Origin of the sequence: Dyella marensis (assembly GCF_900112865.1) — a bacterium.
Taxonomy (GTDB): domain Bacteria; phylum Pseudomonadota; class Gammaproteobacteria; order Xanthomonadales; family Rhodanobacteraceae; genus Dyella_D; species Dyella_D marensis_A.
Genome location: NZ_FONH01000001.1, coordinates 179,862 through 200,507, shown reverse-complemented (window position 1 = coordinate 200,507; position 20,646 = coordinate 179,862). Strand labels below are relative to the sequence as shown.

The 20,646-nt window shown below is 70.1% G+C and carries 18 protein-coding genes and 1 pseudogene; 14 read left to right on the top strand and 5 right to left on the bottom strand.

What is annotated here, in order from left to right:
- From BM172_RS00785 to BM172_RS00745, 9 genes are all read left to right on the top strand, one after another.
- Entirely contained in the window at positions 1–948 is a 948-nt protein-coding gene (locus tag BM172_RS00785) for a glycosyltransferase family 2 protein (protein WP_051548434.1), read from the top strand.
- Entirely contained in the window at positions 945–2,096 is a 1,152-nt protein-coding gene (locus BM172_RS00780; protein WP_026634207.1) for a hypothetical protein, read from the top strand. The genes BM172_RS00785 and BM172_RS00780 overlap by 4 nt, the downstream gene beginning before the upstream one ends.
- Entirely contained in the window at positions 2,086–2,907 is an 822-nt protein-coding gene (locus BM172_RS00775) for a Wzz/FepE/Etk N-terminal domain-containing protein (protein WP_026634206.1), read from the top strand. Before BM172_RS00780 ends, BM172_RS00775 begins: the two co-directional genes overlap by 11 nt.
- A 426-nt stretch (positions 2,908–3,333) precedes the next feature.
- Complete coding sequence (locus tag BM172_RS00770) at positions 3,334–4,194, top strand: class I SAM-dependent methyltransferase (RefSeq protein ID WP_026634205.1); 861 nt, start codon at positions 3,334–3,336, stop codon at positions 4,192–4,194.
- Between the two features lie 40 nt (positions 4,195–4,234).
- Positions 4,235–5,392, top strand: a complete 1,158-nt coding sequence (locus tag BM172_RS00765; RefSeq protein WP_051548485.1) for an amidohydrolase family protein — start codon at positions 4,235–4,237, stop codon at positions 5,390–5,392.
- Positions 5,389–6,084, top strand: a complete 696-nt coding sequence (locus BM172_RS00760; protein ID WP_026634203.1) for a class I SAM-dependent methyltransferase — start codon at positions 5,389–5,391, stop codon at positions 6,082–6,084. Before BM172_RS00765 ends, BM172_RS00760 begins: the two co-directional genes overlap by 4 nt.
- A 12-nt stretch (positions 6,085–6,096) precedes the next feature.
- On the top strand, positions 6,097–7,596 hold the full coding sequence (locus tag BM172_RS00755) for a B12-binding domain-containing radical SAM protein (RefSeq protein ID WP_026634202.1): 1,500 nt from the start codon (positions 6,097–6,099) through the stop codon (positions 7,594–7,596).
- Positions 7,597–7,604: 8 nt separating this feature from the next.
- Entirely contained in the window at positions 7,605–8,732 is a 1,128-nt protein-coding gene (locus BM172_RS00750; protein WP_026634201.1) for a glycosyltransferase family 4 protein, read from the top strand.
- Positions 8,729–9,823: a glycosyltransferase family 4 protein gene (locus BM172_RS00745; RefSeq protein ID WP_026634200.1), complete on the top strand. Its 1,095-nt coding sequence runs from the start codon at positions 8,729–8,731 to the stop codon at positions 9,821–9,823. The genes BM172_RS00750 and BM172_RS00745 overlap by 4 nt, the downstream gene beginning before the upstream one ends.
- 141 nt (positions 9,824–9,964) lie before the next feature.
- Here the strand turns inward: BM172_RS00745 and BM172_RS00740 are convergent, their stop codons facing one another.
- Together BM172_RS00740 and BM172_RS00735 are read right to left on the bottom strand one after the other, a co-directional pair.
- Complete coding sequence (locus BM172_RS00740; protein ID WP_035322914.1) at positions 9,965–11,185, bottom strand: nucleotidyltransferase family protein; 1,221 nt, start codon at positions 11,183–11,185, stop codon at positions 9,965–9,967.
- A 39-nt stretch (positions 11,186–11,224) separates the two neighbouring features.
- Complete coding sequence (locus BM172_RS00735) at positions 11,225–12,715, bottom strand: B12-binding domain-containing radical SAM protein (RefSeq protein ID WP_026634198.1); 1,491 nt, start codon at positions 12,713–12,715, stop codon at positions 11,225–11,227.
- Between the two features lie 196 nt (positions 12,716–12,911).
- On the opposite strand from BM172_RS00735, the gene BM172_RS00730 reads away from it, so the two are divergent.
- Both BM172_RS00730 and BM172_RS00725 read left to right on the top strand, forming a co-directional pair.
- Positions 12,912–13,940 (top strand): phosphoenolpyruvate carboxykinase (ATP), encoded by a 1,029-nt coding sequence (locus BM172_RS00730; protein WP_081805077.1) that lies wholly within the window; start codon positions 12,912–12,914, stop codon positions 13,938–13,940.
- Positions 13,937–15,619, top strand: a complete 1,683-nt coding sequence (locus BM172_RS00725; RefSeq protein WP_026634196.1) for an ATP-binding cassette domain-containing protein — start codon at positions 13,937–13,939, stop codon at positions 15,617–15,619. The genes BM172_RS00730 and BM172_RS00725 overlap by 4 nt, the downstream gene beginning before the upstream one ends.
- A gap of 126 nt (positions 15,620–15,745) precedes the next feature.
- Here BM172_RS00725 and BM172_RS22645 read toward each other — a convergent pair whose 3' ends face one another.
- From BM172_RS22645 to BM172_RS00710, 3 genes are read right to left on the bottom strand one after another with little or no spacing between them, the layout of a single operon-like run.
- A complete protein-coding gene (locus BM172_RS22645; RefSeq protein WP_051548433.1) occupies positions 15,746–16,711 on the bottom strand; it encodes a BON domain-containing protein in 966 nt (321 codons plus the stop codon).
- A 48-nt stretch (positions 16,712–16,759) separates the two neighbouring features.
- Positions 16,760–17,389, bottom strand: coding sequence for a DUF4142 domain-containing protein (locus tag BM172_RS00715; RefSeq protein ID WP_051548432.1), 630 nt, complete (start codon positions 17,387–17,389; stop codon positions 16,760–16,762).
- Between the two features lie 52 nt (positions 17,390–17,441).
- Entirely contained in the window at positions 17,442–17,705 is a 264-nt protein-coding gene (locus tag BM172_RS00710; protein WP_177218762.1) for a stress-induced protein, read from the bottom strand.
- 322 nt (positions 17,706–18,027) lie between these two features.
- Here BM172_RS00710 and BM172_RS00705 point away from each other — a divergent pair.
- The 3 genes and pseudogenes from BM172_RS00705 to BM172_RS00695 all read left to right on the top strand — a co-directional run.
- A pseudogene (locus BM172_RS00705) lies at positions 18,028–18,501 on the top strand (DUF6496 domain-containing protein); the annotation flags it as partial.
- Between the two features lie 350 nt (positions 18,502–18,851).
- On the top strand, positions 18,852–19,409 hold the full coding sequence (locus BM172_RS00700; RefSeq protein WP_026634194.1) for an RNA polymerase sigma factor: 558 nt from the start codon (positions 18,852–18,854) through the stop codon (positions 19,407–19,409).
- Positions 19,406–20,383: a FecR family protein gene (locus tag BM172_RS00695; RefSeq protein WP_090423517.1), complete on the top strand. Its 978-nt coding sequence runs from the start codon at positions 19,406–19,408 to the stop codon at positions 20,381–20,383. Before BM172_RS00700 ends, BM172_RS00695 begins: the two co-directional genes overlap by 4 nt.
- The last annotated feature ends 263 nt before the right edge of the window (positions 20,384–20,646 follow it).

The following is a 20,646-nucleotide window of genomic DNA, read 5'->3' as shown; positions in this document are numbered from 1 at the left end:
ATGGGCAGCGAACGGACCCCGATCGACGGCCGCTGGCCGCTGGTCTCCGTGCTCATCCCCGCGCACAACCACGAGCGCTTCGTGCTGCGCTGCCTGGACAGCGTGCTGGAGGATCCGTATCCGGCCAAGGAGCTGGTGATCGTCGACGATGGTTCGGTCGACGGCACCGCCGGCAAGATTTCGCAGTGGATCGCGCGGCACGAAGGCGAGCTGCCGGTGATCTTCCGCCGCCGCGAGAACCGTGGCGTGGCCGCCACGCTGAACGAGCTGGCCTCGCTCGCCCGCGGCGATTTCCTCAAGCTCGGCGCCAGCGACGATTTCCTGCTGCCCGGCGGCCTGGAGGCGCAGGTGCGCTATCTGCAGGCGCATCCGCGCAAGTGGGCGGTGGTCGGCGATTCGGTGGTGGTCGACTGCTACGGCAACCGCCTGCACGACAGCGGCATGCGCGGCCTGCATCGCGTGGACAAGCGCCAGTACGCCACTGACGAAGGCATCCGCCGCGCGGTAATCCGCCACTGGGCGATCGGGGGGCCGGTGGCGCTGCTGCGCCGTACCGCGCCCGGCGCCATCGCCGGATGGACGGAAGAGCTGCGCATCGACGACTGGGATTTCTTCCTGCGCCTGGTGGCGCGCGATGCGCTGGGCTTCATCGATCTGCCGGTGTGCGGTTATCGCCTGCACGATGCCAACCTGAGCAAGACCCGCCACGTGGCGACGCGCGTGGCCAACCTGGCCGAGTCGCGGCGGGTGGCGTTGCGCCGGGTCGAGCTGTTCGACGGCCCGGACCGCCAGCTGCTGAAGGCGCAGGCGCACTACATCGGCGCCAAGATCGCCTTCCTGCAGCGCCGTCCGCTGCGCGTGGCGCTGCGCATGGCGGCCTGCCTGGCCTTGCGCGGCGTGTCGAGGATGCGGCTGCCGTCCGCGCATCCGGAGGCGGAGCGGGCATGAAAGCGCTGCTGCGCCGCCCCTCGACCTATCTCGGCCTGCCGATGCTGCTGGCCTGCGGGGCGACGCTGCTTACCTACGATCTGCCGGAGGGTTATCTCGACGGCGTGCTGCTGCTGATCGCCGCGGCGCTGGCGATGCTGGCGCTGGATGCGTTGAGCGGCGTGCGCCTGCCGCCGTTCGAGCGCATCGCCGTGCGCGAGTACGCCGGCACGCGCGAAGCGCTGGTCGCGTTCGCGTTCTGCGCGCTGGTGGCGCTGTTCTGCGTACTGGACCTGGCGCTGTTCCCGATCCCGCTGCTGGACAAGCCCTCGGCCTATGCGCAGATGGAAGGCGGGCGCGAGCACATCCGGCATCTGTCGGCGTGGTGCTGGGTGCTGCCGCCGGTGGGTCTGCTGTGTGTGCGCCAGCGCGGCCTGCGCTATGCGCTGGTCGCGGCAGGCATCGTGTTTCCGATCCTGGTGATCGACCGCAACCGCATCTTCGCCAGCCTGTTCTCGGTGGCGCTGGTGCTGGTGATGCGGCGCCGCAGCGAATTGCGCCTGCCGTGGCCGACGGTCTTGCTGCTGGGGCTGGTCGGCGCGGTGCTGTTCGCGGCGCTGGGCATCCTGCGCTCGGGGCCATTGGAGGGCGTGACCTTGCCGTTCGGCGCGCTGTACCGCGAATCGCCGCCGGGCATCAAATGGCTGCTGCTGTATCTCACCGCGGGGCCGTACAACTTCGCCGCGATCCTGGCCAAGGGCTATCACAACGCCGATTTCCTGCTGAACCAGGTGGTGCCGCTGCGCGGCTCGATCGCCACCGCCGGCACCGGCATCCCGCTGGATTCGCCCACCATTAATGTGGGCACCGAGTATTTCCCGTTCCTGCTGGCGCTCGGCCCGGCCGGCGCGGTGGCGGCGATGCTCGGGCTGTACGCGATGCTGGTGTGGAGCGCGCGGCGCCTGCGCGCGTCCACCTCGCTGTTCTCGCTGCTGATCTTCCTGCGCATGGCCTACGTGGCGGCGATGGCGCCGTTCGCGCCGCAGGCCTACACCTTCATGAGCGCGGGCTTCATCGCGCTGTGCCTGCTGATGCAATTGTTCGCCGCCTGGCTGCCGCAACGGCCGGTTCCTTTCCCGCTGCCCCGAGTGGACCACCATGCACCATGACGAAATCTATCTGATCGATCTGTGGCGGCTGCTGCTGCGCCAGTGGCGCGGCTTCGCCATCGCGCTGCTGGCGGTACTGGCGCTCGCCGTCGCCTACGCCTTCCTCGCCAAGCCGCGCTATGAAGCCACCGCCTGGGTGCAGGTCGGCCAGGTCGGCACCGCGCCGACCGGGCAGGATCCGCGGCCCGAGCCGTTCCAGCGCGTGCTGGAACGCCTGCAGACACGCGCCTTCCAGGACGAGGTGGTGCAGGGCGTCGGCCTGGCGCCGAAGTCGCCCGAGGCCGGCGCCTACCGCGGCAGCCTCAAGGCCGAGCCGTCGTTCTATGCCGGCCTGATCAAGCTCAGCGTGCGCGCCGCCTCGCCGGAGCAGGCGAAAAAGCTGGTGCTGGCGACGGTGACGCGGCTGCAGGCGGTGCACGGCAGCCTGCAGCAGGAGCCGCTGGCGCAGGCACGCGAACGCCTCGACGAAGTGCAGAACGATCTGCGCGCGGCGACGGCCGAGCGCGACGAGCTGCAGCGCACGGCCGCCGCCGGCAAGGACAACGCCGTCGCCGCCGGCCTGCTGCTGGCCGGCAAGGAGACCGAGGTGCGCGAGCTGCGCCAGAGCCGCGCCGACCTGGTGGCCCGGCTGAGCGCGAACTACACCTTCGCCACCTCGATGCCGTGGCCGGTCTACCAGCCGGACCATCCGGTCGCGCCCAACCGCGTGCTGATCCTGGGCGTGGGGCTGCTGGGCGGGCTGGGGCTTGGGTTGTTCGTGGCGGTGGCGCTGGATGCGAGGCGGCGGGCGAGGCAACCGATGAGTGCGTGAACGGCACTTACGTTAAAGCCCCTCTCCTCGGCGACCCGAAGGTAGTCCCCGTGGGAGAGAGGGGTTGGGGTGAGGGTACGGGCGAAGCGCAAGGGTGATGTGCACCGCTCCGCCCGCACCCTCATCCGGCTGCCGCCACCTTCTCCCGGAGGGAGAAGGGTTCCACTTTGGAACGGTGAGGTGATCCCCTCTCCCTCCGGGAGAGGGGCAGGGGTGAGGGTACGGGCGGAGCGCAAGAGTGATGTGCACCGCTCCGCCCGCACCCTCATCCGGCTGCCGCCACCTTCTCCCGGAGGGAGAAGGATTCCAATTTGGAACGATGAGGTGAACCCCTCTCCCACCGGGAGAGGGGCAGGGGTGAGGGTACGGGCGGAGCGCAACAGTGATGTGCACCGCAGAGGTCAGTCAGGAGAATCCACGTTGGAAATGAGCAGTCCCCATCAAGCCGACCCCGCCGCCCTCGACGAGGCACGGCTGCTCGACACCCAGCGCGCTTTCGACAGCGTCGCGGCCGACTATGACGGCCCGCGCGGCAACAACGAATTGATCCAGCGCATGCGCCTGACTCTGTGGGACACGGTGCAGCGCCTGTTCGAACCGGGCTCGCGGCTGGTGGACCTGGGCTGCGGCACCGGCATCGATGCGGTGGAATTCGGCCAGCGCGGTTTCCGTGTGCTGGCCACCGACTGGTCGCCGCGCATGGTCGAGCGCACGCGCGAGCGCGCCGCGGCAGCAGGACTGGAAGGCGAGGTGCACGCCGCGCATATCGGCGTGCAGCAGCTGGAGCGCATCGCGGACGGCTCCGGCGAACGGTTCGACGGTCCGTTCGACGGCATGTATTCCAACTTCGGCCCGCTCAACTGCGCGCTGGATCTGCCCGCCGTCGCGGCCGAATGCGCGCGCCTGGTGCGGCCGGGCGGCGCGCTGGTGTTCTCGGTGATCGGCCGGATCTGCCCGTGGGAGGTCGCGCACTATCTGCGGCGCGGCCGTTTCCGCCGTGCGACCGTGCGCGCCGCGCGCGGCGCCACCGCGGTGGGCATGAACCGCCACACTATCTGGACGCGCTATTACCTGCCGCGCGAGTTCTACCGCGCGTTCGCCGACGATTTCGCCCTGGAGGACTATCGCGCGCTGAGCCTGTTCATGCCGCCGCCGTACCTGGTCGAGCGCTATCGCCGCAACCCGGCGCGCTACGAACGGCTGGGACTGCTGGACGATCGCTGGGGCGCGCTGCCGCTGCTGCGCGACATGGGCGATCACTTCCTGATCGTGATGCGCCGGCGCTGAGCCCGTGGACGCGATCCTGCATGGCGCGGCGGTGATCGACATGGGCGTCGCCACGCGCGCGCCGCTGGCGCTCGGCGGCGGGCGCATCGCCGCCACGCCATCCGCGCGCGGCTTTGCGCTGGATGTGCGCGACCACCTGGTATTTCCCGGCCTGGTCAACGCGCACGAGCACCTGCAGGTCAATGCGGTGCCGCCGCTGCCGCGACAGCAGCCGTTTCCCAACAGCTATGCCTGGATCGAAGCGTTCCAGGCGCATTTCCGCGAGCCGGCGGTGGCCGCCGCGTTGCAGACGCCCAAGGCCTTGCGGCTGCGCCACGGTGCACTGAAGAACCTGCTGGCCGGCGTCACCTGCGTGGCGCACCACGATCCCTGGCATGCCGAACTGGACGCGGCGGATTTCCCGGTGACCTTGCTGCGCGGCCACGGCTGGGCCTATGCGCTGGGCTGGGCCTTCGGTCCGCCGGTGCGCGCGAGCTTCGAGGCGACGCCGCCGGATGCGCCCTGGCTGATCCACCTGGCCGAAGGCACCGATGCGGTGGCGCGGGGCGAGCTGGCGCAACTGGAGCAACTGGGCTGCCTCGACGCGCGCACCGTGATGGCGCATGGCGTCGGCTTGGGCGAGCAGGACATCGACAAGGTGATCGCCTGCGGCGCGTCCGTGGTGTGGTGCCCGTCGAGCAATCTGACCTTGCTGGGGCGCACGCTCGATCCGCGCCGCCTGCAGGCGGCCGGACGCCTGGCGCTGGGCAGCGATTCGCGCCTGAGCGGCGCGCGCGACCTGCTGGAGGAACTGTGCGTCGCCGCGGTCGTCGGCGGCCTCGGCAGCGCCGAACTGCTGGCGCTGGCGACGTACCAGAGCGCCGACGTGTTGCGCCTGCCGCTGCATGGCCGGCTCGTGCCGGGTGCCCCCGCCGACCTGGTGATCGTGGCGGATACCGGCGGCGCGCCCGCCGACAGCCTGGTGCGCTTGAGCCGCGCCGAGCTGCGCGCGGTGGCGCGCCTCGGCATGCCGTGCATCGCCGATCCGGATTTCGCCGACTGGTTCGACGCGGCCGGCGTGGCCGCGGTGCCGGTGATGCTCGATGGCCGCCCCAAGCTGCTGGCGCAGGCGCTGGCCGATCCCGCGCTGCTCACGCTGGAACCGGGCCTGGAGCTTGCCGAGTCCGCGCCGGCCCGGCTAGCCGGAGCGCAGGCATGACGCGCCCGCTGATCCTCGAACCCGAAGCCGCCTACGCGCTGTGGGCGGCCAGCTATCCGGCGCATGCGCACAATCCGGTGATGCAGGCGGAGGAGCGCGCGATGCTCGCGCTGTTGCCGGCCGATCTGCGCGAGCACGCGGTACTCGATGCCGGCTGCGGCAGCGGCCGCTACCTGCGCCACGCCGCACGCCGCGGCGCCACGCGCCTCACCGGCGTGGACCTGTCGGTGCCGATGCTCGATCGCGCCTATGACGAGCTGGCCGAGCTGCGCCCGGAAGTCGAACTGAGCCTGCTGCGCGGCAGCGTGGTCGAACTGCCTGTCGACGATGCCTGGGCCGACTTCACCGTCAGCGGCCTGGTGCTCGGGCATATCGAGGACCTGCCGCGCGCACTGGCCGAGCTGCGCCGTGCGACCAGGCCCGGCGGCACGCTGCTGTGCAGCGATTTCCATCCGACCGGCCATGCGCTGGGTTGGCTGCGCGACTTCAAGGCGGGCGGCGAGCGCTATGCCGCGCGCCATACGCCGCATCTGTACAGCCATTGGCACCGCGCCTGCGCGGCGCTGGACCTGGTCATCGAGGAAGTGCGCGAACCCATGCTCGATCCCGCCGACATTCCCGCCGGCGCGCATTTCGATCCCATCGCCCTGCACGTGCCGGTGGCGCTGGTCTTTCGCCTGCGCCGGTACTGAAGCGCCCACGCCATGCCCCATACCCTGCTGATCAACCCCACCATCACCTCGCGCTCCAGCGCACGCTTTCCGCTGGCGCTGCTGAACCTGGCCGCGGCGCTGGACCGTCGCGGCAGCAGCCGCGTCATCGACGGCAACGTCGATCGCGATTTCATCCGCACTACGCTGCACGCGCTGGACCAGGGCGGCGTGGATGCGGTGGGCCTGAGCGTGATGGGCGGGCCGCAGCTGGCGCCGTCGATCGAGCTGTCCCAGGCGATCCGCCAACGCCATCCGCAGGTGCCGATCGTGTGGGGCGGCTATTTCCCGACGCTGTATACCGACACCGCGCTGGCCGCGCCGTACGTGGACTACGCGATCCGCGCGCAAGGCGAGCAGACCATGGCCGAGCTGGTCGGTGCGCTGGGCGGGCAGGGGCCTATCGAGAAGATCGCCGGCCTGTCGTGGAAGCGCGGCGACGAACACGTGCACAACCCCAGCCGCCATTTCGTGCCCGGCGATCCCGCGCTGCAGCTGCCGTACGACAAGCTGGGCGACCCGCGCCAGTACCTGGCGCGCACCTTCCTCGGCCGGCGCACCGCCGGGCACCAGGCGGCGCTGGGCTGCCGCTTCCGCTGCACCTTCTGCGGCGTGAACGCGATGTTCGGCGGCGCCACGGCGCTGCCGGCGGCGCAGCGGCTGGAGCGCGAGCTGAAATACCTGAAGTACGAGCTGGGCGCGGACTCGGTGCAGTTCTTCGACCACAACTTCTTCGACCGCGAAGTGGAGATGATCCCGCTGCTGGAAGTGATGGCGAAGCTCGAGATGCCGTGGTGGTGCTATGCGCGCGCCGATGCGCTGCTGAACCTGTCGGAGAGCACCTGGAAGCTGGTGCGCAAGAGCCGCCTGAAGATGGCTTACATCGGCGCCGAATCGCCCAGCGGCAAGATGCTCAAGGAAATCCGCAAGGGCACGCGGCCGGACCAGACGCTGGAGGTGGCCGAGCTGTGCCGGCGCAACGGGGTGATTCCGGAGCTGTCCTTCATGGTGGCGCCGCCGGTGGACACCGAGGAAGAAACCGAACACACCTTCGAGTTCATCCGCGAACTGAAGCGGATCAACCCTGCCTCGGAAATCATCGTCTACATCTACACGCCGCTGCCGGAGAGCGCCAAGCACGAGACCGACCGCGGCAAGCGCGCGTCGATGCCGCTGCTGGATCTCAACGGCGAGCCGGTGGTGTTTCCCGCCACGCCGGAAGAATGGGCGCAGCCGCAGTGGGTGGACTACGCCTGCCACGCCGACGCGCCCTGGCTCACCGACAAGCTGCGCAAGCGCATCCACGATTTCGTGACGGTGCTGCGCTGCCGCTATCCCACCGTGCAGGACATGCGCACGCCGCGCTGGGCCAAGCACGGCTTGCGCACCATGGCCTCGTGGCGCTACCGCTACCGCCGCTACGACCAGCCGTGGGAGCTGGACCTGGCCAACCGCTGGGTGAAGCTGCGCATGCCGCAGGTGTCGAGCCTGTAGGCGCGCGCGTGCACGTCGCCCAGCTCAACCTGGTGCAGGCGCCGGCGGAGATCGAGCCGGAGCACCTGCCGACGCACTGGCACACGCTGGCGGATGTGGCCGATGCGGTCGCCTCGGCCGGCGTGCGGGTGTCGGTGATCCAGAACTCGATGCGCGAGGCGCAGTTCGTGCGCGATGGCGTCGATTACCGTTTTCTTCCGCTCGACGGCAAGGAAGGGGGCCGGCGCCTTGCTGCAGCACTCGCCGGGGTTGGCGCCGAGCTGGCGCATGTGCATGGACTTAACTTCGCGCCGCAGGCGCTTGCGCTAGCCCGGCGCCTGCCATCGCTGCCGATCCTGCTGCAGGACCACGCCAACCGTCCGCCGCCCTGGTGGCGGCGCGCGCAGTGGCGGCGCTGGTACGCGGCGGCCGCGGGCGTGGCCTTCACCGCGCCGGCGCAGGCGCAGCCGTTCGTGGACGCGAAGCTGTTCAAGCCGGGCCTGCGGGTGTTCGCGATACCCGAATCCAGCTGCCGTTTCAGCATGGGCGATCGCGCCCAGGCGCGCTATGCGACGGGTCTGCATGGTTATCCGTGTGTGCTGTGGGTCGGCCATCTGGCTGCCGGCAAGGATCCGCTGGCCGTGCTCGACGGCGTGGCGCTCGCTGCGCGGCGCCTGCCGGACCTGCAACTGTGGTGTGCGTATGGCAGCGCGCCGTTGCTCGATGAAGTGCAGGCGCGGATCGCGCGCGATCCATGGTTGACCGGGCGCGTGCACCTGCTCGGCCGCGTGCCGCATGAGCAGGTGCAGACTCTGCAGCGCGCCGCCGACCTGTTCGTCAGCGGTTCGCGCGCCGAGAGTTGCGGCTATGCGGCGCTGGAGGCGATGGCCTGCGGCGCGACGCCGGTACTGACCGATATTCCTTCCTTCCGCGCGCTGACCGGCGAGGGCCGCGTCGGCCGGCTGTGGCCGTGCGGCGATACGGGACGCTTGGCGGACGCGCTGGTGGCGATGGCCACCGCCGGCCCGACCCGGGCGGACGTGCGTGCGCATTTCGAGGCGGAGCTGTCGTTCGCGGCGGTGGGGCGGCGCTGGGCGGAGGCCTACGCGGCGCTGCTGGCGGGGCGACCGGGGGAAGCAGCATGGGAGGCCGCATGAAGCTGGCGCTGGTGCTCCCCGGCGGTGTGGATCGCGGCGGCGAGGAGCGGGTCATTCCCGCCTTCCTGGCGCTGATCGGGCAGTTGTCGCAACGCCACGAGGTGCACGTCTTCGTGCTGCGCCAGGAGCCCCAGCCGGCGACCTGGACGCTGCGCGGCGCGACCATCCACAACATCGGCGATGGCCGGCAGCGTTCGCGCGCGGTGGCGGCGATCGCGGCCGAGCACCGGCGCGCGCCGTTCGATGCGGTGCAGGCGATCTTCTCGGGCACCTGCAGCCTGGTCGCGATCACGGCGGCGAAACTGCTGCGGCGTCCGGGGCTGGTGCATATCGCCGGCGGCGAATTGATAGCGTTGCCGGCGATCGGTTATGGCGGGCGGCAGCGTTGGATCAGCCGCGTGCGCGAAGCGGTGACCTTGCGCGCGGCCGCCGCGGTAACGGCGGCGAGCGCGCCGATCCTCGATGCATTGCAGGCGCTGGGCGTGGCAGCGCAACGTTTGCCGCTGGGCGTTGACATAGCGGCGTGGCCGCCATTGCCACCGCGTCGGCGTGAGCCGGGAACGGCTCGGTTGCTGCATGTGGCGAGCCTCAATCGCGTGAAGGACCAGCCGACCTTGCTGCGCGCGCTGGCGGCATTGGCGGCGCAAGGCGTGCCGTTCCGCATGGACATCGTTGGCGTGGATACGCTCGACGGCGAGATGCAGCGCTTGGCGCGTGAGCTGCGGCTGGACGGACAGGTGCACTTCCTCGGCTTCAGGACCCAGCGCGAGTTGCGCCCGCTGATGGAGGCCGCCGACCTGCTGGTGATGTCGTCGCTGCACGAGGCCGGGCCGCTGGTATTGCTGGAGGCCGCCGTCGTTGGCGTGCCGACCGTGGGCACGGCGGTGGGACATCTTGTCGAGTGGTCGCCGATGGCGGCGCTTGCCGTGCCGGTGGGCGATCACCTGGCGTTGGCGGCGGCGATGCGGCAGGTGCTGGAAGATGAGGAGCTGCGCTTGCGCCTGGCGCGCGAGGCGCAGCGTCGGGCACTGGATGAGGATGCGGTCTATACGGGGGAGCGGTTCGAGGCGTTGTATCGGAGCCTCACTTAGAGCCCCTCTCCCTTCGGCAGAGGGGTTGGGGTGAGGGTTCGGGCGGAGCGCAAGAGTGATGTGCACCGCTCCGCCCGCACCCTCATCCGGCTGCCGCCACCTTCTCCCGGAGGGAGAAGGATTCATCACCAGACGTTGGTGTTAATCCACAGTCTCCAGCGCCTTGCGCACCACATACAACGTATCCATCCGCGGCACCGCCCCCGCCAGCCGCCGCAGCAGCCTTCGTCCATGCGAGCGCGTCACCCAGGTCTGCCCCTGCAGGTACAACTGCGTGCGCACCATGTCCTGCCGTTCCTTGCGGCTTTCCTGGTCCGGCACGAAGCGATGGCGCAGATAGCGCAACGCCTCCAGCGGCGTGCGCGACCACTCGATCCCGGGAAAGGCCTGCAGCCACAGATCCGAACACGACACCCGCGTCAGCGTCTGCTGCCGCGACGCCGCGCGCAGCCACCACGGGCAATCGCGGCGCAGCTTCCGCAGCACCGCCGCCGGCACCGCGTTGTGGTAATAGCGCGCCACCAGCCGCAGCGGCGGCAGCGCCCACCACGGCGGGCCGGCGGACCACAGCACCTCCCAGTCGGCCAGCGTCATGCGCGTGGCCAGCAGCGAGATGTCGTTGAGGTGCAGCAGGCGCAGCGTGCGGCCGCAGATATTGCCGGCCGCGTGCAGCAGCAGGTGGCTCATCAGCGCGCCGTTGGAGGGATAGGGATTCAGGCCCGGGCGCGGGCAGGACGGGAACACCTGCGGAGTGATGTCCACGATCGAGGTCGGCAGGCGCTCGTGGATGTGCGTATGCAGCTCGATGTTCACCGGCGTGTCGCGATGCTCGCCCAGGCCCGCCACCGCGCCGCCCTCGACCGGCTTGAACACGCGATGCTTCCACTGCGCGAAGGTCTCGGCATAACCGAGTTCGCCCAGCAGCGCCGCCGCCCGGTCCGCGTCGCCGACGCGCACCAGCAGGTCGATGTCGGCCATCGGGCGGTCACCCGGCGCATACAGCCCCAGGCCGTGCAGGGCCGCCCCCTTGAGGGCGAGGACAGGCACGCCGGCGGCGCGGAACAGGGCATCGGCGCGCCGCAGCAGCGCCTCGATGCGCAAATGGCGCTCGGCGACATGCTGGCGCTGGCGATCCAGGAAGCGGCGCCATTCCACTTTCTGCCAGGTCGAGAAGCGGTGCAGCAGCGGCGCGACGCCGTGCGCGACCGCGGCCGCCGACGCCAGCCGCCATTCCAGTTCGCTCCACTGCGGCAGCACGCCGCCGGGACGGACCAGAGCCAGCTCCTCCGCCAGCGCCTCGGTGGCGCGGCGCAGTCCGGCGCGCACCTGCTTGAGCGGAGGCAGCGGTGCGGGCGGCGGCATCGACAGGTGTTCGGACGGAACGGTGAGCACGGGCATCGCTCAGGCGCTGGCCGTGCGGCCGGCGGGCAGGGCCAGGTCGTGCGCCGGCGTGGCGTCGGCGCGGCGATAGCGGTGTTCCTCGGCCATCAGGGCGTCCCAGCGTATGTCGAGGTCCGCCAGCGCATGCGCATCCTGCTCAGGATGGTTGCGCGGATGCGCCTTCTGCAGCACGACCTGCTCGTGCAGCAGATCGCGTACGCGGCGATAGAACTCGCTGTCGTAGGCGCCGCGGAACATCATCGCCAGGTCGCCGCTGTCCTGCCAATGCGTCTTGCGGCCCAACTGCGCCTTCACCTGTTCGTAGAACTTGGTGCCGGGCAGGGGATAGGACACGCTCACGCCGATATCGTCCGGCGCGGCGCGCTCGATCAGCGCGCGCGTGGCCTTCAGGTCTTCCAACTGCTCGCCCAGGTAGCCCAGCTGCACGAAGAAGCCGACGCGCACGCCGTACTGGCGGAAGCGCTCGCGCGCACAGATCAGCTCGGCGATGGTGGTGCCCTTGTTCATCCGGTCCAGCACCGCCTGGCTGCCGCTCTCGGCGCCGATCCACGCCTCGGCGCAGCCGGCCTGGGCCAGCGCCGCGACCATGCGGTCGCTGGACAGGTCCGCGCGGGTCTGGATGGTGAACGGCACCGAGCCGTCCGCTTCCCGCAGATGCTCGGCGAACTGGGCGACCCAGTCGACGTGGAAGCCGAAGATGTCGTCCGCCATCCAGATATGGTCCGGCCCGTACGCGCGCTTGAGATAGATCATTTCCTCGGCCACGTCGCGCGGGCCGCGCTGCTTGTAGTGGTTGCCCCAGATCGGCTTGGCGCACCAGTGGCAGCGGAACGGGCAGCCGCGCGAGGCGGCCATGTTCAGGCTGAAATAGCCGTGCCGCTCCTGCCACAGCGCGCGATAGCGCTCGATGTCGACCAGGTCCCAGGCCGGATGCCCGCCCAGGCGCGGATCCGGCGGCTGCGCGCCGATCCGGGTCAGGCGCTGCTGGCCCTGGGCCAGCGCGGCGACGCCGGGCAGGCCCGCGGTCCACGGCGCGATATCCATGTGCAGGTCTTCGTTGAGCCGCCCGACCAGTTCGAGCAGGGCGGCGATGCCCTCGCCGACCAGCACCGCCTCGGCGCCCGCGGCGAGAAAGGCCTCGGGGTGGTCGGAGGCGTCGGAGCCGGCGACGATCACGCGGGCGCCGTGGGCGCGGGCCTCGGCGATCATCTGGCAGGCCGCCTCGCGCATCCGGTTCAGGCACATCTTGGTGAGGTAGTTGAAGTTGTCCTCGTAGATGACCACCACGTCCGGCGAGGCCGCGGTCAGCGAGCCAGCGTAGTCCTCCACGCCGTCGGCGAGCATGGCGTCGAACAGGCTCACTTCATGCCCCAGGTCCCACAGCAGCGAGGCCACCTGCAGGGTGGCGAGGGGCGGATAGGGCTTGCCGCGTTCCCACTGCTTGCGGTCGTAGCGCAGGAAGTAGGAATGGCTGACCTGGATTCTGAGCATGAGGGTGGGGCCTTGTGGTCGCCGGGGAGCGGGCCGCGCGGACGCGGCGTTCCGTTGTCGCTGGGCGTGAGTGCCGCGCCATGCCGGTTCGGTTGCGCTCGTCGCATACAAGGCGCTGCGGCAACTTTCCGCGGCCCCGGCGGCACTCACGCGACATGCGGACCGCATCGCGCCGCGCGAACCCGGAGAGCTTCGCTTGACCCACCTGGCCCTTGCCGCGCCCGCCGCGCCGTGCGACGACGCGATCGATCCTTTCCGCGAGCGGGCCGCGCGGCGCCATGCCGTGAGCAAGCGCATCCTCGGCGCCGAGGTGCGCTTCGAGGCGGACGACGAGGCCTGGCTGGCGCTGATCGAGGCCGCGTACGGCGACCTGCCGGAACATCGTTTTCCGCTGCCGGGGCCGGTCTTGCGCATCGAGCTGCGCCTGGCCGATCACGTCGATGCGGCGAGCCTGGAAGCGCCGCCGCCGGTGCGCATGCGCTCGGGCGCCGGCCTGCTCGGCGGCGTGATGGATGCGGCGCACTACGCCATGATCGCGCCGGCGCAAAGGAAGGCCCTGGTGGTGGCCTCACCGGCGATGCTGGCGCGCCATCCGTATCACGTGCGCTACGAGCTGATCGAGTTCGCGGTGTTCGTGCTGGCGCAGCGCGCGCAGGGCCTGGTGCCTTTGCACGGTGCCTGCGTGGGACGCGACGGACGCGGCGTGCTGCTGCTCGGCGCAAGCGGCGCGGGCAAGTCCACGCTGGCCTTGCACAGCCTGCTGGGCGGGCTGGATTTCCTGGCCGAGGATGCGGTGTTCGTGGAGCCGAGCCATCTGCTCGCCAGCGGTGTCGCCAACTACCTGCACGTGAAGGACGACGCCTGCCGCTTCGTCGAGGACGAAGGCGTGCGCGAATGGATCCGGCAGTCGCCGACCATCCGCCGCCGCAGCGGCGCCGAGAAATACGAAATCGACTTGCGCGACGGCCGTGGACAGCTGGCGTCCGCGCCGCTGGAACTTGCCGGCGTGATGCTGCTGAGCGACCAGCCGGCCGAGCGTCTGCTGACGCCCTTATCCCCCAACGAGGCCATCGCGCGCCTCACCGCCGACCAGCCCTATGCGGCCGGCCTGCCCGGATGGGCCGAGTTCTGCCGGCGCTGCGCCCGCGTGGGCGCGTATCGCCTGGCACGCGCGCGGCATCCGGATGTTGCGGTGGCCGCGTTGTCGGCCTGGCTGGACGCATGAGCGCGGGCGCCTTCGTCGACCGGCTGCTGCCGGATGCCTTCGCCGGCACGCTGGAGCGCCGGCATGGCTGGCAGATGGCCGTCTATGTCGCGCTGTCGGTGGCCTCGGCGCTGGCCGGCAGCCTGGCGGCGGTGCTGCTGGTGCCGCTGGTCAGCCTGGGCACGTCGGGCGTGGAGAGCGGTTTCGATCTGCGCCGCGGCGTGGATGTGCAGGCGGCGGCTTTTTTTGCGGCTGCGCTGGCGCTGGCAGGACTGCGCTGGTGGTCCTCGCTGCTGGCCGCGCGCCTGACCGGCGACTACGGCGCGGACCTGCGGCGCCGCGTGCACGGGCATCTGATCCACGCGCCGCTGGCCGCGCTGGCCGATGCGACCTCGGCCGAGATCGCCAACGTGCTCACCTACAACATCGAGATCATGATGCAGGGCTTCAGCGGCCTGCTGCAGCTGTGGGTCGCCGGCCTCACCTGCGCGATCAGCCTGGCCTTCGCCTTCTGGATCTCGCCGCCGCTGCTGCTGGCCGTGCCGCTGCTGGCGGCGCTGGGCGTGCTGGTGTCGCGTTCGCGCGGGCAGGAGCAGGCGCGGGTCAGCCGCAAGTACGTAGCGGACCTGACGCGGCTGTTCTGGCTCAGCGAGGATTTTCCGCGGCGGCTGCGGCATATCCGCTCGTTCGGCCGCGAGGGCGTGGAGCAGGCGGCGTATGCCGAGGTGACGCGCGAGCTGGCGCGCGGCTATGAACATCAGCAGGACATGCTGGCGTCCGGGCGTTTGTGGCTGGAGCTGCTGGCGGCGCTGGGCATCGCGGCGATGTTCGTGTTCGCGCATCGGCTGCAGGGCGAAGGGCAGGCCGCGCTGATCGCGGTGAGCCTGCTGCTGGGGCGCCTGCTGCCGTATCTGGTGTCGACGCGGCAGAGTTTCCGGCAGCTGCGCTCGGCGGCGCCGGCGTTCGAGTTGTGGCGGCGCTATGCGGGGCTGGCGGGAGATGCGGTGGCGGCCGGGCCACCCGCAGGCTTTCCGGCGGGCGCGACGCTGCGTATCGAGCGGGTGCGCTCGGCGGTGGCGCTGCATGGCGACGAGGTGCGCGACGTGGTGCTGGCGCCGGGCGAGCTGACCTTGATCGCCGGCGATTCCGGTGCCGGCAAGAGCAGCCTTGCCGATGTGATGGCCGGGCTGATCGAACCGGCCGAATTCGCCGCGCGGATCGGCGATCGCGTGCTCGATTTTGCGGCGTATCGCCGCTATGCGCGGCATGCCGCCTTTGTCAGCCAGCATGTGCGGCCATGGCAGGCGACGGTGCGCGAATGCCTGCGCTGGGCCGACCCGCTGGCCAGCGAGGAGCGCATGTACGAGGTGCTGGCGGCGGTGGGCCTGGATCGGCGCTTGCGTGCGAGCGAGCAGGGGCTGGACATCGCGTTGCGGGACCGTTCCAGCCAGTTGTCGGGCGGCGAACTGCAACGCCTGCTGTTGGCGCAGGTGCTGTTGCGCAAGCCGTTCCTGGCGATCCTCGACGAATCGACCGGGGCCTTGGATGCAGCGGCGGAGATCGACGTGCTGGCGATGCTCAAGCGCCAGCTGCCCGGCACGATGCTGTTGGTGATTTCGCACCGCGACGGAGTAAAGGTCTTGGCGGATCGATGCGTAGTGGTGGGGGCGTCCTCACCTTTGGCCGTCATTCCGGCGTAGGCCGGAATCCAGTGGCGATGCGTCAGATGGAGCGGTTCGCTCCATGGGGTCGCTTCTTAGCGTTCTGGCGACCATCGAATTCTGCCGTCACTGGATTCCGGCCTGCGCCGGAATGACGAGCATTGGTCAATGCTTTTGAGCGGTGCCCGCGTAAGTGCCGGCACCCGCGGTACTGCTGCGCAGCTCTTCGTCGCGATGATCCTGCTGCTGCACGCGCACGCGGTTCTCCACGTCCTTCACCCCGAAGCAGCGGTCCGCGCAATCTTCGGCCAGGTGCTTCATGTAGCGCGAAGGCACCGTGCCCGTAAGGGTGACCACGCCGCCCTGTACGCTGACTTCGATCTCGCTGGCGTCGATGTGCGGATCTTCGGACAGCCGTTCGCACACGTCTTCGTTGATGCGCTCGTCGGAACGCTGATAGCCCTTCGGACCCTGGCGATAGTGGCTGGGGCCGGCGCCGTAGTCGCGGCCGAACGGATAGCGCTCGTCCATGAAATCGGTGGGGCTGCGGGCGTATTGCCGGCGGCCGTAGTCGGCCTGGTAATCGCGATGCTGCGGATCGTTCCAGCGCGGACCGCCCCAGGATGCGCCGCCGGACGGCGAGCCGTAGCCCTGGCCGAAGCGTAAGGATTCGCGCTGGCCATAGTCACGGCGCGTGCCGTAGGGACCTTGCAGCCGGCCTTCGCGATCGTTGCCGTAGCCGGCGAAGCCGCGCGGATAGTCGTCCTGCCAGCGTTCGCGCGACGGCGCCGGCCGCTCGTTGCCATAGCCGTAGCCGGTGGTGTCGCTGGCGAAGGTATTGCGATAGCCGCCGTGCTGCGGGCCGGCCTCGTCCCAGGCGGGAGGCAGGTAGTTTTCGTCGATGTCGCCATAGCCTTCGGCGGTGGCGGACAGGTAATCGCTTTGCGGGCCATAGCGGTCGTAGTCGCGCTGGCTGGGACCGGCGCGGCGCCCTTGCGGGTTCTGGCCCTGCTCGCGGCGTCCGGATGATTGCCACGGGCCGCCGCCGCGCTGCCCGTAGCGCCACTCCTCGTCATGCACGCCGTAGCCGCCGCGCTGCTGGTAGGAGGGATGCTGGTGACGATGCTTCATGACGTTCTCCAAGGCCGGCGCAGGCGCCGGCCGGATGGCTAGAGATGATCAGTGGCCGCTGCTGGGCGGTCCGCTTGGCGGCGCGCTGGGCGGCTGCGTCGAGGACGGCGTTTCCTGCATGGGCGAGCGCGGCGAGCCAGGCGTGCCCTGCATCTGGTCGTCGCGACCGGCCTGGCGCAGCTGGCGCGCCATCTGCAGATGGTCCTGCAGCACCGGCAAGGTCTGCGCGGCGAATTGCTTCACGTCCTTGTCGGTGGCGCCGGTCGAGGCCTTGGTGAACAGTTGGATGGCCTGCTGGTGATCCTTGACCATGGCCTGCGCATAGGCGCGATCGAAGGCATCGCCATCGAGCTTCTGCAGCTTGTCCAGCTTCTGCTTGGCGGCCGCATCGGGCTCCGGCGCGACCGTGATCTGCTTCTGCCGCGCCAGGGCGACCAGCTGCTCGTTCGCCTTGGTGTGGTCGTCGACGATGTGCTGGGCGAGCTGCTTGGTCTGCGGCGAAGCGGATTTCTGCAGTGCCAGCTGGCCCAGCGCTACTTCGGCGCTGCCGTCGGCGGCGGCACGGGTAAGAAAGGCCTGGTCGGTGGCCGAGCCCTCGCTGGCGCTGGCTGCCCAGGGGCAGGCCAGCGCGAGGACGGTCGACGCCAGGACCGAGAGGAACAACTTGCGTTTAGGCATGACGCTCTCCGATCCGTCGTGGGTGGGGATGGCCGGGGCGTGCTGAGGATGCTCAGGACGGTTGCGATTCCCGCTGTGCGCGCAGCCGCCGGCCGCCGATGCGGCCGATGGCCGCCATGTGCTCGCGGTTCTCGCTGACCGCCTTGCCCCCCTTGTGACCGGCGAGTCGGGCTTCCTCGCTGGTGAATTCATGGGCGCTGCCGCGGGCATGGGCCGTGCGGCCGCCGAGCGAGGACACCTGGCGCTGCCGCTGTGGGTCCATCCGCGCGAAACCGCGAAGAGGCATGGCTTGTCCTGCTGTCTCTTTGGAGGTCATTAGGCTTCTCTCTGTCTGTGGCCGAAGGGGGATCGCGCCTGCCTTGAAGCAGCGCGCGCTTTCGTCGCCGCAACATCCGTGCCACCTGGGCGAACGGTGTCATGGCGTGCCTAGCCTGCAACGCGCGGTGTTTGCATCGCGCAAATTTTTCGCGAGCGTGAAAGAAGTACATGCGCATGGCGTGCGCTCATCACACGTGCGGACACGCTGCAAGACTGAACAGATATGCGTTGCACGCACGGGTTTGACGCGATGTCGACCCGATGTCGACGGCATGTGTCCTACACCGGTCGGCACTTCTCAATCCGTGGAGATCATCGCCATGCCCGAGGCAAAAACCCGAAAAGCCGCCGCGAAAGACAAGCGCGAAGGCAAGGCGCCCAGCACCCAGGCCGGTGAATACGTCCATGAGGAGATCGAGCATGTGCGCGAAGGCAAGCACGGCGCGCGTTCGGCCAAGCAGGCCATCGCGATCGGCCTGTCCAAGGCGCGCCGCGCCGGCGTGAAGGCGCCGGCGAAGAAGACCGCGAAGAAATCCACGCGCAAGAAGGCGGCGCAGGATGCGCGTGCGGCGAAGCATCCGCACAAGACCTCGGCCAAGCGTTCACGCGCGACCAAGCAGGCGTTGAAGCGGGAAGGGCACTCGGCCGCATCGCACGAGTCACTGGCCAGGCAGGGCAAGCGGGCGGCGGCGAAGCGTCCTGCCTCGTCGCGTTCGGCGGCGGCGAAGAAGGGCGCGCGGACCAAGGGGGCGGCGGAGCGTTCGGCGGCCGCGAAGAAGGCGGCGAAGACGCGGACGGCGAAGCGTTCGTCCGGGCGCAAGAGCACGGCGAAGAAGGCCACGCGCAAGAGCGCCACGAGGAAGACGGCGGCGCGCAAACGCAGCACGACCGCGAAGAAGGCCGCCCGGACGCGGAGCCGGGCCTGAGAGGCACGCGTAGGTTGGGGTGAGCGCAGCGAACCCCAACGGGCCGGCAAGCCCAACGCCCTGTTGGGGTTCGCTGCGCTCACCCCAACCTGCGCCATGCGCCCCAGGCATTCCATTTCAAAATTCTCCGGACCGAACGTCTAGGCTGTTCTCCACCGCCATACCGACGTTCCGTGCCTTGAACACCGCCAGACCCTCTCAATATGGCCGAGCCGCGCATGGATAGCCCCGGCCGGCATGTCGCCCCGGCGGATCCCGCGCCCGGCGCGGAGGATCGCGCCGCGCAGATCGCCGCGCTGTTCCGCGAGCACAACCGCACCCTGGTCGCCTTCCTGCAGGCCCGCCTCAACTCCCGCGCCGACGCGCAGGAGCTGGCCCAGGAGGTGTACGTGCGCATGCTGGCGATGCGCGATGCCGACCCCATCGCCGCGCCGCGCGCGCTGCTGTTCCGCATCGCCGCCAACCTGGCAGTGGACCGCCTGCGCATGCGGGCCGTGCGCGCTAATGCGCCGGCCGACGCGCCGGACGAGGACTGGTTCGCCCAGCCCATTCCCGAACAGCACGCCTCGGCGCTGCAGCAGTGGCGCGAAGTGCGCGCGGCGTTGCGGGAGCTGCCGGCCAAGACCAGCAAGGCATTCGTGATGCACGTGATCGAGGGGCGCGATTTCGGCGCCATCGCCCAGACCATGAAACTCAGCGAGCGCATGGTGCGCTACCACGTCAGCAACGCGCTGGCCCATTGCCGCGCGCGTATCCAACCCTCGGAGACGCCATGATGGCCATGACTTTGTCCGGCGCGGGCGATCGCCCGACGCAGGCCGCCGCGCAGTGGTGGACGCGCCTGCGCGCCGAGGATCCCTCCGACGCCACCATCGAGCAGTGGCTGGCCTGGATGGAAGAGGACGAGAGCCACGCCCGCGCTTTCGAGGAAGTCGGCCGGCTGGGCCAGCGGCTGGGCCAGGCCGACATTCACACACGCGAGGCCTTCGTCGCCGAATTCGCCGGTGCCGCCGAGCGCCACGTGCGCTGGCCGCTGTGGATCGGCGCGGTGGCGGCTTCGCTGCTGGTGGCGGTGCTCGGCGGGCGCATGCTCGACCGCGTCTATCGCGCGCAGCCGCAGCCGTATGCCAGCGAAGTGGGGCAGAACCGCGACCTGGACCTGCCGGATGGCACGCGCGTGGCGCTCGGCGGCGCCTCGGCGATCACCGCCAGCTATGCCGACGACCTGCGCAAGATCGAGCTGAAGGACGGCGAGGCGTTCTTCCACGTCACCCATGAGCGCCGGCCGTTCGAGGTAGTGGCCGGGCCGGTGCTGATCCGTGACCTGGGCACCGCTTTCAATGTGCGCCGCACCGGCGACCGCGTGGCCGTCGCGGTCACCGAGGGCCGCGTGCGGGTCAGCCAGCCGGGCGCAACCGATGCGCTGGAAGCCGCGGCGGGCCAGCAGGTGCTGTACGACCCCAGGGCCGGTATGACGATCGGCCCGATCGCGGTGGAGGACGCCACCGCCTGGCGCGGACGCCGGCTGGAATTCGTCAACGAGCCGCTGTTCGTGGTGGTGGCCAGCATCAACCGCTACAGCCGCCGCCCGGTGCAGATCGCCGATCCGCGCGTGGGCGCGCTGACCTTCACCGGCACGGTGCGGGTCGATGCGATCGATCGCTGGGTGGAGGCGTTGCCGCGGGTCTTCCCGGTGCAGGTGAGCGCATTCGGCGACCACGTGGTGCTGTCGAGCGCGCAGTTGCATTGAGCGCAGCCGCCTCGCACGGGGGCTGCGGACGGGTAGCGGAGGTGCCGGTCCACGCCGCGCCTTTGGTCTGGATGGAACGCGAGCGTGCCTTCGCCAACTCCCCGCCGGCGAAGGGCTGCGACCGCACGCCTCCGCTACCCGTCCGCAGCCCCTGTCCGCTGCGGCCGTGCGTTTCTTGGCGGCGCTCTTCACATCAGCGGCCTTGGTGTCCGCGCACGCCCATGCCAGACTTCGATCTTTAAGAGAGTTCCTGGGGGAATCCA